At 40.8% G+C, this 14,730-nt stretch carries 16 protein-coding genes; all 16 read left to right on the top strand.

Going from position 1 to position 14,730, the window contains the following annotated elements:
- Positions 1 to 9 precede the first annotated feature (9 nt).
- The 16 genes from M3234_RS14170 (at position 10) to M3234_RS14095 (ending at position 14,578) form a co-directional block, all read left to right on the top strand.
- Positions 10 to 1,416 (top strand): glycoside hydrolase family 1 protein, encoded by a 1,407-nt coding sequence (locus M3234_RS14170; RefSeq protein WP_262305343.1) that lies wholly within the window; start codon positions 10 to 12, stop codon positions 1,414 to 1,416.
- Positions 1,417 to 1,723: 307 nt separating this feature from the next.
- Entirely contained in the window at positions 1,724 to 2,626 is a 903-nt protein-coding gene (locus tag M3234_RS14165; protein ID WP_262305342.1) for a selenium metabolism-associated LysR family transcriptional regulator, read from the top strand.
- Positions 2,627 to 2,630: 4 nt separating this feature from the next.
- Positions 2,631 to 3,206: a CD3073 family putative ECF transporter S component gene (locus M3234_RS14160; RefSeq protein ID WP_262305341.1), complete on the top strand. Its 576-nt coding sequence runs from the start codon at positions 2,631 to 2,633 to the stop codon at positions 3,204 to 3,206.
- Entirely contained in the window at positions 3,196 to 3,660 is a 465-nt protein-coding gene (locus tag M3234_RS14155; protein ID WP_262305340.1) for a CD3072 family TudS-related putative desulfidase, read from the top strand. Before M3234_RS14160 ends, M3234_RS14155 begins: the two co-directional genes overlap by 11 nt.
- A gap of 611 nt (positions 3,661 to 4,271) precedes the next feature.
- Positions 4,272 to 4,754, top strand: coding sequence for a DUF2975 domain-containing protein (locus M3234_RS14150; RefSeq protein ID WP_262305339.1), 483 nt, complete (start codon positions 4,272 to 4,274; stop codon positions 4,752 to 4,754).
- Between the two features lie 10 nt (positions 4,755 to 4,764).
- A complete protein-coding gene (locus M3234_RS14145) occupies positions 4,765 to 4,974 on the top strand; it encodes a helix-turn-helix domain-containing protein (protein WP_066304352.1) in 210 nt (69 codons plus the stop codon).
- A 14-nt stretch (positions 4,975 to 4,988) separates the two neighbouring features.
- Positions 4,989 to 5,420 carry a hypothetical protein gene (locus M3234_RS14140; protein ID WP_262305338.1) on the top strand — a complete coding sequence of 144 codons (432 nt, stop codon included), beginning with the start codon at positions 4,989 to 4,991 and terminating at the stop codon, positions 5,418 to 5,420.
- Between the two features lie 38 nt (positions 5,421 to 5,458).
- Positions 5,459 to 5,833, top strand: coding sequence for a hypothetical protein (locus M3234_RS14135; RefSeq protein WP_262305337.1), 375 nt, complete (start codon positions 5,459 to 5,461; stop codon positions 5,831 to 5,833).
- 280 nt (positions 5,834 to 6,113) lie between these two features.
- On the top strand, positions 6,114 to 6,473 hold the full coding sequence (locus tag M3234_RS14130; protein WP_262305336.1) for a hypothetical protein: 360 nt from the start codon (positions 6,114 to 6,116) through the stop codon (positions 6,471 to 6,473).
- Positions 6,474 to 6,617: 144 nt separating this feature from the next.
- Positions 6,618 to 6,770 (top strand): hypothetical protein, encoded by a 153-nt coding sequence (locus M3234_RS14125; RefSeq protein ID WP_262305335.1) that lies wholly within the window; start codon positions 6,618 to 6,620, stop codon positions 6,768 to 6,770.
- A 375-nt stretch (positions 6,771 to 7,145) separates the two neighbouring features.
- Entirely contained in the window at positions 7,146 to 8,807 is a 1,662-nt protein-coding gene (locus M3234_RS14120) for a sensor domain-containing protein (protein WP_262305334.1), read from the top strand.
- A 56-nt stretch (positions 8,808 to 8,863) separates the two neighbouring features.
- Positions 8,864 to 9,760, top strand: a complete 897-nt coding sequence (locus M3234_RS14115; RefSeq protein ID WP_262305333.1) for an HD-GYP domain-containing protein — start codon at positions 8,864 to 8,866, stop codon at positions 9,758 to 9,760.
- Positions 9,761 to 9,775: 15 nt separating this feature from the next.
- Positions 9,776 to 10,072 (top strand): 8-amino-7-oxononanoate synthase, encoded by a 297-nt coding sequence (locus tag M3234_RS14110; RefSeq protein WP_262305332.1) that lies wholly within the window; start codon positions 9,776 to 9,778, stop codon positions 10,070 to 10,072.
- 202 nt (positions 10,073 to 10,274) lie between these two features.
- The gene (locus M3234_RS14105) at positions 10,275 to 10,715 is read left to right on the top strand and encodes a cell wall hydrolase (RefSeq protein ID WP_262305331.1); all 441 of its coding nucleotides are present in this window, start codon (positions 10,275 to 10,277) and stop codon (positions 10,713 to 10,715) included.
- A 113-nt stretch (positions 10,716 to 10,828) separates the two neighbouring features.
- Positions 10,829 to 12,763, top strand: a complete 1,935-nt coding sequence (locus tag M3234_RS14100; RefSeq protein WP_262305330.1) for a DUF4910 domain-containing protein — start codon at positions 10,829 to 10,831, stop codon at positions 12,761 to 12,763.
- A 696-nt stretch (positions 12,764 to 13,459) separates the two neighbouring features.
- Complete coding sequence (locus M3234_RS14095) at positions 13,460 to 14,578, top strand: cysteine desulfurase family protein (RefSeq protein ID WP_262305329.1); 1,119 nt, start codon at positions 13,460 to 13,462, stop codon at positions 14,576 to 14,578.
- The last annotated feature ends 152 nt before the right edge of the window (positions 14,579 to 14,730 follow it).

Below are 14,730 nucleotides of genomic sequence, written 5' to 3'. Positions count from 1 at the left end.
GAAATAAAGATGAAGAAGAATAATGATAACATCATTCCAGAAGGTTTTTTTTGGGGAGGTGCTGTTACGTCCTTCCAAACGGAAGGGGCATGGAATAAAGACGGAAAAGGACCTTCCATTGTAGATGCTCGGCCAGTTAAGGAAGGATATTCGAACTGGGAAACGGCAGTAGATTTCTATCACCGTTATAAAGAAGATATTGCCCTATTTAGAGAAATGGGCTTCAATGCTTATCGAACAAGCATATCCTGGTCAAGAATTTTTCCGGATGGGGAAGGAGAAGTAAATGAAAAAGGCTTGCAGTTCTACGATGATCTATTTGATGAACTGATTTCAAATGGCATCCAGCCTGTAATTACACTTTATCACTTTGACCTGCCGCTTGCATTAGCTCAGAAATACAACGGTTTTGCTTCTAGAAAAGTGGTTGACTTATTTGATCGTTATGCAAGAACTGTCTTTAAGCGATATGGTCATAAAGTAAAATACTGGCTAACATTTAATGAACAGAACCTAGTTTTAACAAAACCTCAATATTGGGGAGTCAGTTTAGATGGAGTAGATCATAAAGAAGCGATGCTTTATCAAGTGGCACATAATGTATTTGTTGCCCATGCAAAAGCTGTTAAATCGCTTCATGAACTTGTGCCAGGAGGGCAAATGGCAGGAATGGTCACCTATCTGGCTACTTATCCGAATACCTGCAAGCCTGAAGATGTCATTGCAAACATGAAAACGAAAGAACTATTGGTAGATTTCTTTTTTGATGTCTTTTCGAACGGAGAATACCCAACTTATGTAATCAAGGATTTGGAGAGAAAGGGAATTATTCCAATTGGTGAGGAGGGCGATGCTGAATTGCTCAAAGAAAATACAGTAGATTATTTAAGCATCAGCTATTACCAAAGCCAGACAGTAAGTGCAGAAAAGGCGGCAACTGCAGATGAAAAAGGGATTCTTTCCGGGGTGACACCAAATCCAAATTTAAAGACGAATGAGTGGGGCTGGGCAATCGATCCTATTGGGTTGAGAGTTTGTTTAAAAGATATGTATGCTCGATACCGTTTACCCATTTTCATAACGGAAAATGGAATCGGTGTGCGTGAAGAACTAAATGATCAAAATACGGTGGAAGATGATTACCGAATTGAGTATTTATCGGAACATATCAAGCAAATGAAAGTGGCCATGGAAGAGGGAGTAGATGTTATAGGATACCTTACATGGGGTTCTACCGATCTTATTAGCTCGGGCGGTCAATTTGAAAAGCGATATGGCTTTATCTACGTTAATAGAGGGGAATCTGATTTAAGAGATTTAAAGAGATATAAGAAAAAGAGCTTTGATTGGTATAAGAGAGTGATTGCCTCGAATGGGGAAGAATTGGATGCACTAATGAGCAAATCGGTAAGATAAATTATCTATGAAAAAAATCGCATAGTTTTTAGGGGTCATCTCAAAAAAACACTGCTTTATTAGCGGGTCTGATTCCGTTGTCATATGTTAACCCTTGGACCGGACATGTTGCTGCATGTTCGGTCTTTTTTAGCCTTATGAATTGTCTATATATATTAGAACTGTTCGCGCTAGAAATTCCAGTCATGGTAAGGTAAAATTTAGATAAAACATTATTGCTTCCAGCTTACTTTATTATTTTTTTGACCTCCCCATAAAATTTCTTTATACCTTAAATAAAAATTACTAATACGAAAGGAGCAGGCATATGAATTTAAATAAGTTCGATGCATTTAGATTAGTTGTTGAGAAGGGCAGCTTTTCCGAAGCCGCAGTAGCTCTTAACAGTTCCCAGCCAGCCGTTAGCCTAAAGATTAAGAGTTTAGAAGAAGACCTTGGATTGACACTGCTCGACCGAGGGGTGTCTGGCATTCAACCAACTGCGGCCGGCACTCTGGTCTACCAGGCAGCAAAGGAGATGATACAAAGATGGCGGAGATTGGCGGATGATCTGCTTGGATTTCAAGACACCTTAACTGGAAGCTTGAAAATAGGGGCCAGCACGATTCCTGGTACTTACCTGGTTCCCAGCCTAGTGAGGGAATTTCGCAACCATTTTCCTAAGGTAGAGGTTTCAATTGAGATCCATGATTCCGAAGACACGGTAAAGCGGCTTCTTGATCAACAGGTTGATGTTGCCATTGTGGGGGTGAAGCCTGCCTCTGCTAAATTAAGCTCTCTTCCACTTACATATGATTCGCTTGTATTGATCACGCCAAATCATCACCCGCTCCTCGAAAAGGAAGAGCCAGATTTCAGCCAACTGCATCATTATGAATTTGTCGTACGAGAAAGCAGTTCGGGCACGAGAAGGAGAATGGAAGAATTTCTCGCTGGGTATGGGCAAGAAGTAACCGATTTAAAAATAGGGCTGTCGATTGGAAGTACAGAGGGGGTGATTGCCGCAGTCGAAGCGGGTCTTGGAATCAGCTTTGTCTCTAAATTAGCTGCACTTCCTGCAGTAAAGGCAAATCGCGTGCAAATGATGGAGAATATCGACCCCATACCGCGCAGCATTTATTTTACCACCCTGAAAGACGACGAACATCGTCCAATCATTAAAGAGTTTACGAATTTACTTTTTAAAAATAATGACCCAAAGGGAGAGTGAACACATGAAAACAAGTAAAACCATGATTTTAACCTATTCCGCGATGGGAATTGCCCTAAACGTCATCTTAGGGACTGTGGTTTCAGCTTTAAAAATTCCGCTATTATTCCTCGATACGATTGGAACAGTGTTAGTAGCGGTTTTATTCGGTCCATGGTGGGGCGCGTTGGCGGGGGCTTTAACCAATGTCGTGCTCGGTGTTACAACTGGACCTACTGCCATTTTCTTTGGCCTTGTGAATGTGGCGATTGCATTAGTGGTGGGATATATGGCGAAGAAATTCGATTTTACCAAATGGTATATAGCCTTGATTACGGGACTTATTTTATCGGTCGTTGCCCCTTTAATCGGGACGCCGATTGCCGTTGCTGTATTTGGTGGTTTGAATGGAAGCGGGATGGATTTGGTGGTGCTTTGGGCCCGGGCTGCTGGTGAAAGCGTGTTTGCTTCCACATTTATTTCCCGAATTACCGGGAACTTTGTCGATAAGATCGTCACTTGTCTGCTCGTTATGTACATCATTACCCGGCTGCCGGCTTTTTTAAAACTCGTAAAGAAGGAAAACCGGCATGCAGCGTAGCAAGAAGATTCTCATTGTCTCTCATTGTATCCTAAACCAGAATACGGTCATTCCGGAGGAGGCACGAGCGGAGGGAGCGATTTTTTCAGCTGTCGAATGGGCAATGAAGCAGGGCTACGGGTTTCTTCAGCTCCCCTGTCCAGAATTTACTTTTCTGGGATTGGACCGGCCGCCGATGACATATGAGCAATATAACACGCCGGAATACCGAAAGCATTGCCGTGAGATTCTGAAGACTGTCCTGTGGCAAGCGGAGGACTACTTGAAAAACGGTTATGAGCTTGCAGGAATACTCGGTATCCAAAGCAGCCCCTCCTGTGACCCTACACGCGGCATCTTCATGGAAGAATTGACGGCCATGTTTGCTGAGAAGGGCATAGAACTCAAGACACTATGGTACCTGCCTAATACCAGCGATCCGGTTTTTGATGGCGAGAAACATTTTGTACAGTAACAACTGAAGGGAGTGCGGGTAAATTAGAAAAAGTGCCGGTAAAATGGGGATAGAAGCCGGTAAACTAAGATGAAGATAATTTTCATCGGAAACGTTTGTTCTCATTGTTGGATATGTTATACTTTAATTGCAATAGAATAGGAATTCTCAAGGGTGGTCGGCGCCACTCCCAACCGAAAGGGGGTTATGCCGGATGACAGTTTTTGAATCATTAATGTTTGCGATTGGATTTGCTAGTTTAATCGTGACCATTCTGTCATTTAACCGAAAAAAATAATCCACCCTTGAGTTAGCGGCTCAGGTGGATTATTCCCCTTATTTTAGCCGACCCCCTAGAGGGACCGTCTATTGCTGGACCGAACATGTTACTGCATGTTCGGTCTTTTTTTAATTTATGAATTATCTATTTATATTATAACCGATTTAAAGGAAAAGAGCCAAAATAATTTCAATTTAAGATTTCACTTATGACTAATGGATTTGGAAGGATTTTATTAAATAAAAGATTTAAAAAAACAATAAATAAAATATAAAATTCAATAAATATTTATTGAAAAACGATAAATAATGTTTTAAAATCAATTTGACAATAAATAAGTGAGGTGCTTTCTATGAAAAGAGGTTCAACACTCTTTTTAAAGTTAACGGTCATTTTTATGGGAATTCCGGTTCTTGCTTTGTGCATTTTTTTGGTGCCTGAGTTAGCGGAGCTTGCAGCAAAATTGCTTCCGGAGTTTTCTTTTATCAAATATCTCGTTTCCATCATATTTTGGACATCAGCGATCCCTTATTACTTCGCTTTGTATCAGGCTTTCAAGCTTTTGCGCTATATTGACAAAAATGAAGCTTTCTCGGACATTTCTGTAGAAGCGTTAAGGAAGATTAAACACTGTGCCATCTCAATCAGTGCGTTGCATATCCTAGTCTTGCCGCTCTTTTATCTTTTTGCAGAGGCAGACGACGCACCAGGTGTCATTTTTGTCGGATGCGTTGTTCCGTTTGCTTCCATGGTGATTGCTGTCTTTGCCGCTGTTCTTCAAAGGCTTTTAAAAGAGGCGATTGATATTAAATCGGAAAATGATTTAACGGTCTGAGGTGAGAATAATGGCGATTATAATCAATATTGATGTGATGCTGGCTAAAAGGAAAATGAGCGTGACAGAACTTTCCGAACGGGTTGGCATCACCATGGCGAACCTTTCGATCTTGAAAAATGGAAAGGCGAAGGCGATTCGATTTTCTACTTTAGAGGCGATTTGTAAGGCTTTAGATTGTCAGCCAGGTGATATATTAGAATACCGAAGTGACGAATAAAAGGGGATGTTGATTTGAATAAATTATTTTTACTTCCAATGACTATTTTTCTCATTATTTTATCTGCCTGTACAAATCATCCTGGTACTCCTGTTGAACCAAATGAAAACAATATGATTATCACTATAAAAAACAATGCTAATTTTGATTTTTATGGGCTAGAAACAGCAATCTTGAATCATTCACCAAGTATGATAAACGCGGATGGCTCGAAAATCTCAAAAGGAGAAGAACTAAGGTTTGAATTCCTTAAAGATGATTTTGAATTAGATGGTGAAGCTGACATGGAAGTTCGTATTATTACAGACATACACAAAGATGATGGCAGTGATAGAATACCCATCAACAAAAAAATGCCCTTACAATTAGTCAATAACCAGGAATTATTCTTTGAACTTACCGGTGATTCGATTCAAAAGGCTGAATTAAGAAGAGTAAATAATTAACTTAATAATACTGAAGTTATAATGTGGAGTGATTCAAATTGATAAAAAATGTAAGTCTTATCACGGATAAACTAAAAGATTTTTCATTACAAAATATAGAGTCCATAGTTGGGTTCGTTTTGAACTTTCAAGCTCAATCTCTTGATGATCATTGTGTCCTCGACATTGATTTTACGGTCAAGGATAAAGAAAAACAATATATTGCTTGTTTTCGCTTCCACAACCCCAATAGTATCAAATTTGAAAGTGCTGGACTATATCATCAAATGTCAATCGAGATTTTTGATATTAGCGACAGAGGTTGGGAGAATAAGCAATATGAAGTAATCGACTACGAGGAAGATACCTTACACTTTTATTGTACAGATATTGAAGTTATTTCATTAAGAGAAACAAAAGGGGCTAGAGTTTAACAAAGGTTGCATAGGCAGCCTTTTTTTATGCTCCACGAACGAGCAGAATATTTAAAAACAATAAAGATCATTACATCCTTGTATTCATTCACATGCTGGGGAAAATAAAACAAAGCTGCCATCTTTTTTGCCAAACTGTGGGCTGATAAACTTTTTTACGGTAAAGGAACGGCGATCGCTCTGGCCATCATTAGTCTGATTTTGGTTCGAGTCTATTTATCATATTGGTATTGTAAATACCCGATCAGTTATAAAGTACACAAGGTGTAAGGGGATAACGATGAAAAAAATGAGACAGAAAGCCAATCGTAGCCAGTATACCGATGCTACCCAGCCAGATGCCAATTATGACAGGGAACGGAATCAACCAGAGATTGTCCCGCATCAGCCCTTAATCCGTAAATCCCTTGGGTGGGCTTCGTTGTTCGTCTTAGGGCTTGCCTTACTTGGCAGCGTGTTTACGACCAGTTTTAGTGACGAAGGTATCGCGGAAGAAGTGGTGGCCAACCGCATCAGTACCATCAGCGGGGTGAAGGACCACGGAGGCGGAATCTCCTATGCGGTCATGAAACGACCTATTTTAATGTTGTATCAAAAGGACAATCCAATACGTATACCGTCTTGCCGAGACCCTAGTTGATTATTCCATTGAAGAAATTCACCAACATGCCGACATAGTAATGTAGAAGGATAAATTCCAGTATTAATCACATTGCGAAGGGACTGTTCGTCAATGAATATCCCCTGATTTTTATTGAAATGATAGGTAGTGGAGGTGGAATGAATGAAAAATAAACATGCAAATTCCCCAAAGGATATTAAGTACAGTATTTGGGAAACGAAAACAAACCAATTCCCTGAATTTCCTGTCCAAAATGGGGAAAAGTCTATTGAAGGTGCTGACCTGGAATTCGATCTCAAAGACAAAAACGAGTAAGGTACTTATGGGGCACCCTTTTCAGTACAGACATTGAAGGTATTTCATTAAGGGAAACTAAATCAAGAAAACTACGTTTTGAATAAAGCAAATTAATTGGCACTAGATAAAAAGCATTTCTCCATGGGAATGCTTTTTATGTTATTGTGGTCTGGGAACCAACTCGCAAAATAAGCGAACAGAACCGTCCCCGTGGGTTTTCTTGTTTTTTAATCAATTCGTAAAAAAATTTATGAATTATTATAAAAATATAGTAAAATTATTTAGTGTTTTATTCAGTTTAAGGGAGTTTTTTGAAGTTTATCCCTTTTAATAATGATATTTTAAAAGGAAATCCGGGGTGTGAACCATGGTGAGTGATTTGGGGATTTATTTATGTTAAATTATACAGCTTTATTTCACCAATCTTTTTCGTATTCTCCTAATGGAATGGCTTTCGTTTCCTTAGATGGTATGTGGATGAAGGTAAACGAAGCCTTTACGAAGATATCAGGGTATACGGAAGCAGAGCTCCTCTCTACAAGCATTCAAGGAATTACATACCGAGGAGATTTAGTAAAAGAGTTCAATCACATACAAGACTTGGTGGAAGGAAAAAAAGAGTTTTATCAACTAGAAAAAAGATTGATTCACAAGAACGGATCGCTGATTTGGGTGTTATTTTCCGTATTCATCGTGCGGGAAGGAAATAAATCTTTATATTTTATGGCTCAAATTCAAGATTTGACCAGAGTAAAACAACTGGAACAGAAGCTGAAAGAAAGCGAAGATCAGTTCCGGAATCTCGTCACCTTTTCGCCGAATCCGATTATGGTACATAATGGTGAAACCATCTTATTTGCTAACAAATCAGCTGCTACCCTACTCTGCGGACCGGTAGATGAGATAGTTGGGAGTTATATACAGGAATTTATTGATCCTTCAGATTTAGATTATGCCAATACCATTACGAATGAAGTACTAAATGAAAATCACCCCTTTTATGATTTTGATTTAAAAATCCGAAATAGAAACGGTCAAACGTTAGAATCTGTCCTAACGGCCGTTCCCATTTCCTTTAGGGGTAGGAAAGCCATTCATGTTACCTATCGTGATGTGACCGAACAAAAAAGAATAGAGCAGGCTTTACAGGAAAGCGAAGTCAAATCACGTGCGTTATTTGAACATGCAAACGATGCAATCTTTCTTTTTTCCCTAACAGAACAGAGGCTTCCGGGCCAATTTATCGATGTCAATCAGAATGCATGCAAATTATTAGGGTACACGAAGGAAGAATTTTTAAATCTGTCTCCACTTAGGATCACTCCTGAAGCACGCTGGGAGAAAACACCTGAGCTAATGGATAAACTACTGGATTCCGGGCACATAACCTTTGAAGGCTCGTATGTTTCAAAAGGTGGACGAGAAATTGCCTTTGAATATAGCGCTTCGGTACTGTGTATTGAACAGGAAACGATGATTTTATCCATTGCTCGTGATATGACCGAACGGAAAAAGGCAGAGAAGCTGTTGGCGCAAATGGCATACTTCGATTATTTAACCCAGCTGCCAAATAGAAGACTATTTGAAAAACGTCTGGAACACGCCATCAAAAAAGCGCATTTAATGAAAGGTTTCATTACTGTTATGTTCCTCGATTTGGACGGGTTTAAGCAAATCAACGACACCTATGGCCATCAAAAAGGAGATACTCTATTAAAAGAGGTGGCAGAACGGCTAACCGGCTGTGTTCGAAAAGAGGATACGGTAGCTAGACACGCCGGGGATGAATTTACTATTTTGCTCCCGGACATAACCAGGAGTGAGGCCATCACTTCGGCTCAGCGGATTCTTGATGAATTTAACGCACCTATTGTCCTGGGAGAGCAGCCATTCTATATTACACCAAGTATAGGCATCTCTTTTTATTCAGAGCATAGTATGGATGCAAAAATGGTACTCAATCATGCGGACCAGGCGATGTATGAAGTAAAAGAGCAGGGGAAAAATAACTATCAAATTTATGATGGAAGTAACCAGATTAAAATTAGAAATTAGCGTTTTTTCTGGAATTTCCATGTAAGATTAGGCCAAACTTTTAAGAGGGATTAAATATGAGCGATCAATATAATGATAATTTAAAAGATACTGTAAGATTAAAAGGATTGGTTGTATCACTTTTGGGCTCAAAAGACGGTACAGAGGTAATAAAGCATCAATTAAAAAAAGGCCGAAGCTGGGGTTTAGGTCCGGAAGAAGGATGGGATGCTTTAGAATTTGTCTATATTACAAAAGGAAAAATGACGTCCAAGAAGGACGATGGTGACATCGTTTTACAAACAGGAGATCATTTAAGCTGTTCCCCGGTGAAAGAGGTTTTATTTTTTACCGCAGATGAAGATACAGAATTTATCTATGTTACTTCACAACCAGTTTTTTTACGGTACAGTCAAATTATTAGAAAATATATGGGGCTGGCAGTTGAGGTGGAGGCTAGGGACGGCTATACGGCAGACCATTGTGAGAGAATTAAAACGTTTGCTATGAAAGTAGGGACAAAAATGAATTTGTCCAATCCTGATTTGTATATATTAAATTGGGCTTCTTTCTTTCATGATATTGGGAAGATAAAGGTCCCAATCGAGGTTCTAAATAAACCTGGCAAATTAACTGATTCAGAATGGGACATTTTGAAACAGCATACGACATTTGGAAGAGAAATTTTACATGAGACAGATAACCCTTTTCTAATTGAAGCTGGAAAAATTGTTGAACAACATCACGAGAGATGGGATGGAAAAGGATATCCTAAGGGGCTAAAGGGAGAGGAGATAGACATTAGAGCAGCCATTATATCTGTAGTAGACTCATACGATGCGATGACAACGGATCGGGTGTATCGTGAGAGACTAACAGAAGAAATAGCAATAGAAGAAATTAAGCAGAATTCAGGAACCATGTATAACCCAAAAGTTGTTGAAATTTTCCTTGAAATCATCGAAAATAGGTAGAAAGGAGGTGAAAATATGAGAAAAATGTTGTCGGTTTTTGCTATTTTATTAGTTTCTATGACTTTATGGGCTGGGGTAGGCAGTGCAGCATATTTACCTGAATATGATACATATATCCGGATTGAGACGAATGGGAATATGAAAAATTTCCCATTAGATGAAAGTACGGCTCAGGCCATGTTTGAACGTCAAGAAAAAATCCATGAGAAAATTACAAAGGTCACTGGTAAAGAAATTGACCATTCCTACATTTGGATTGTCATTAACGGCAAAACGGTTTTAGCTGTCGATCCTCCACTACCTGGAGTTTAGTGATGGAAGAGATCATACCACTCGGATTAACCTGTATAATGGCAGGGAAATACCCGGACGGTATGATTTTTTTGTTGTCCAAATGAATAAATTTATCTAAAGATGCTTAACCCTTATTTCTTGCCGTTTTCCATATCAGGAAGCAGAAAAAAGTCTACAACATTGTAGGCTTTTTTTCATACTGTATGTTGGGGGTGTAATTATGCCAAGAACAAATTACCGAAGTTCGGACGTTGACTTAATGGCTAGGATGATGCGGGCAGAAGCCGAAGGTGAAGGGAAATTGGGGATGTTGATGGTTGGCAATGTCATTGTGAATCGTGTAATTGCAGATTGTTTAGACTTTAAACAAGTAAGAACCATTCCCCAGGTCATTTTTCAAGTCCAAGGAGGAAATTATTCCTTTGAAGCTGTTCAAAAAGGAAATGTATTTTATCAAAAAGCGCGAGAGTCTGAAAGAAGGTTAGCCAGAAAAACATTGGAACATTGGAGAGAACATCCATCCAAATTTGCCCTTTGGTATTTTAATCCGTATGCTCCATGTCCTCCAACATGGTACGGGCAACCACATTCTGGTCAATTTAAACAGCATTGTTACTATGAACCAAAAGCTAATACATGTGAGAGTGTTTATACAGGTTAGACTTGGTTTTTTAGTCGGCTTTTTCAAAAAGGGACGGTATTGTTTGTTTGCAGAAAGACCCGTCCCCCTGTTTTTTTGATAAAATAATAGAAAAGCAGGTTGGAGGTTTTCCTATGTTCACCAGTTGGAAAAAGGTTTTGGAGGAAGAAATGTCCGGCAGGCAAGCCTTTCGCTATGCGGAACGCATCGCCCAGTATCACCGCATCCAGGCATCACCCGGTTATCGGCAGGCTGCGCAGGAAGTGGTTTCGTTATTAAAGCGAGATGGGGTCGAGGCAGAACTAGTTTCGTATCCTGCCCAATTTGGCGAAAGATTTCTATCCCATCGTTCTTTTCAAGAATGGTCCTGCGAACAGGCTGAACTATGGATTGAGTCGCCGGTAAGGAAGAGGCTTGCCAGATTCACAGAGGAAGAGATTTCCGTTGTACAGAGGAGTATTTCTACACCTGATGGTGGGTTAGTGGCTGAATTAATTGTCATTGAAAATGCCGAGGAAGAAAGCAGTTATGAAGGACTCGACCTTGAGGGGAAACTCGCTCTTGTCCGAGGCAACCAGTTCATTATACATATGTTAGCTGTAGAAAAATACAAGTGTGCCGGACTTATATTTGATAATCTCAGTGAATTTCCACCTATCCGCACCCGGATGGACATGCCGGATACTAGGCAATACACCTCCTACTGGTGGCATACAGAAGAGGAAGTTAAATCATTTGGGTTTGTTGTCTCTCCGAGGATTGGGGAAGAACTGCGCCAGCTAGCCAAACAACAAAAGGTCCAGTTGAAAGCCTTCGTTAGGGCGCATTTGGAGGATGGCCACTTTGAAAATATTGAATATTTTATCCCCGGAAAAATCGACAAAGAAATCCTGCTCGTTAGCCACCTCTGTCATCCTTATCCGGGTGGGAAGGACAATGCCTCTGGCCCGGGGACATTAATGGAAGTGATGCGGACGTTAACGCGTCTCATCAAGGAAGGGAATCTCCCTCAGCCAGAACTGGGCATCCGATTTTTGCTGATGCCGGAAATGACGGGAACCGCTGCTTATTTCCATCAGCATCCCGATAGGATTCCGAACACGATTGCGGCATTGAACCTGGATATGGTCGGCGCCGACCAAAAGATAGGCGGAGGCCCGTTGTGTGTGGAGCAGCCCCCGATGGCCATACCTACATTTGTCGACCAGTTTGCTTATAAGCTGGTGGAAGAGCTGGCAAACAACATAGAGACTTTCTCGGGAACAACAAATTATAGCACCGTGAATTATGTTTCTACTCGTTTCTCCGGCGGGAGCGATCATTATATTATTTCCGACCCTACAATTGGAATTCCATGCCCGATGCTTATTCAGTGGCCTGACAAGTATTATCATACATCCTCCGACTCTACGAACCATTTGGATGAAAACATGATGAAGCTAGTGGGTGGAGCCGCAGCGTTGTACAGTTATGGGTTGGCGAATGGGGAAGAGGGGGATTGGCTAGACTATGCTACTAACCATATTGGGCAAATAGGCGCAAACCTTCATAAGGCTAGAGAATTTGTTTTAAAAAGTAAACTTTCAACGGAGGCATTGTCTTTTTATGTTAGTTATGAGGATGAAGCCTTGGGCCAGCTGGTGTCTTATGCGAAGCTGCGTCAGTTTAAGAGTCTGGTAGAGTATATTGGCCAAAAGAAAGAGCTAATTTCAAAACATGCGGATTTGATCTTTGAATTGGTAGAAAAAGAGGGAGCTATTATTGAATCCGGTGATGTGCTTGGTGAAAAATGGTTAAATGCGGTTTATCGGAGAACGTATCAAGCACCGGTCCGTATGGGTGATGAAATCAAGGATCTTCCGTTTGAAGACCGATACCATTGGTTGAAAGAAGTCGAGGGAAATGTGCCAATGGGGTATGCTGACTTCCTTTTTTACTGGATGGACGGCAAGAGAACGGTACGGGAAATTCTCACGCTGACCCAATACGAAACAGGTCTATATTATCCTGAATATACGCAAGAACTCTTAAAGTTTTGTTCTTCTTTACGATTAATAATGAGTGTTTAAAAGAAGCTTGGTCCATAGAACGGCTCTAAACGACCGAGACGGTGAAAAAAACAAGGTACCGGTCGATAAGAACGGCTCTAAACAACCGAGCAGGTGAAAAAAACAAGGTACCGGTCGATAAGAACGGCTCTAAACGACCGAACAGGTGAAAAAAACCAGGACACGGTCGATAAGAACTTCTCTAAACGACCGAGAAGGCGAAAAAAACAAGGCCACAGTCGATAAGAACGTCTCTAAACGACCGAGACGATGAAAAAAACCAGGACACGGTCGATAAGAACGGCTCTAAACGACCGAGAAGGCGAAAAAAACCAGGACACGGTCGATAAGAACGGCTCTAAACGACCGAGACGATGAAAAAAACCAGGACACGGTCGATAAGAACGTCTCTAAACGACCGAGAAGGTGAAAAAAACCAGGACACGGTCGATAAGAACGGCTCTAAACGACCGAGAAGGCGAAAAAAACAAGGCCACAGTCGATAAGAACGTCTCTAAACGACCGAGACGATGAAAAAAACCAGGACACGGTCGATAACGAGGCCTCTAAACTACCGAGAACGTGAAAAAATTAAGGACACGGTCGATAAGAACATCTCTAAACGACCGAGAAGAAGAAATAACCCAGGACACGGTCAAATAGAACTGATATGCAACAACAAACCAAATTTAATTCAGGGAAGGAATGCATCACTAAATGCAACAAATTTATTTAGATTACAATGCCAGCACGCCAATTGCCCCCGAGGTAATCGACGCCATGATGCCGCTGCTCCACGATTTTTATGGAAATCCGTCCGCGCTGCATTGGGCTGGGGCACCAGTGAAAGAACTAATGCAGAACGCAAGGAAACAGGTTGCCGGCTTAATAGGCTGTTCTCCTGGGGAAATTATCTTTACCAGTGGGGGAAGCGAAGCGAATAACCTGGCGTTAAAAGGTTTTTATTTTAAAAATAAGCACAAAGGAAACCACATCATCACATCGAAAATCGAACATCCGGCGGTGATGAACCCATGTAAATTCCTTGAGAAAATCGGGGCCAAGGTGACCTATGTAGGTGTAGATCAGTACGGTCGAGTGTCACCACAAGAAATTGAAAAAGCCATCACAAAAGAGACCATTTTGATTTCAATCATGCACTCCAATAATGAAACCGGGAGCCTGCAGCCGATTCAAGAAATTGGACAACTAGCAGAAAGGTACGGAATCGCCTTCCATACCGATGCGTCCCAATCAGTGGGAAAAGTGCCTATCAATGTGAACGAGCTAAATGTCCATATGCTGACAATTGCTGGCCATAAACTGTATGCTCCTAAAGGAATTGGAGCGCTGTACATAAGGCAGGGAATTGCACTCGAACCTCTCATTCATGGGGCCGGTCATGAATTCGGGCTACGGGCAGGAACGGAAAATACCTTGTTGGCAGTCGGCCTCGGGAAAGCATGTGAAATTGTTAAAACCCACCTAGGAAACCCGGAATTAAAAGAACTGACGAACGATTTCTGGAACGAGTTAAAGGAAGCATTTGGAGATGGTGTTCAATTAAATGGTCATCCAGAGGAACGACTGCCTAATACCTTGAATGTCAGTTTTGTCAGAAAAATAGGTCAAGACTTGCTAGATGCAATCCCTCAATTAGCAGCCTCAACCGGTTCCGCTTGTCATGCCGGCAGCATCGAACTTTCACCGGTATTAAAGGAAATGAACGTTCCTGAAGAGGTGGGGATGGGGGCTATCCGATTTAGCTTGGGCAGACATACGACAAAAGATGAAATCAACCAGGTATTGGAATGGATAAAGGAAACGCTAAATTAAAGGTAAAGAGACTCATTCCTCCGAATTGTTCACTTTAGAAATTTTAAAAACGATAAAACACCTAATAAATGTTGAAACACCAATCATTTCTGGGTGTTTTTTGTTTTTCGGAAAAACAAGAAAATTCTTTGTAGTCCATGTGAATCCGGAAG

Source organism: Neobacillus niacini (genome assembly GCF_023715785.1).
Lineage (GTDB): Bacteria > Bacillota > Bacilli > Bacillales > Cytobacillaceae > Neobacillus > Neobacillus niacini_E.
Note: the sequence above shows the minus strand (reverse complement) of the source record. Positions and strands in the feature narration are given on the sequence as shown.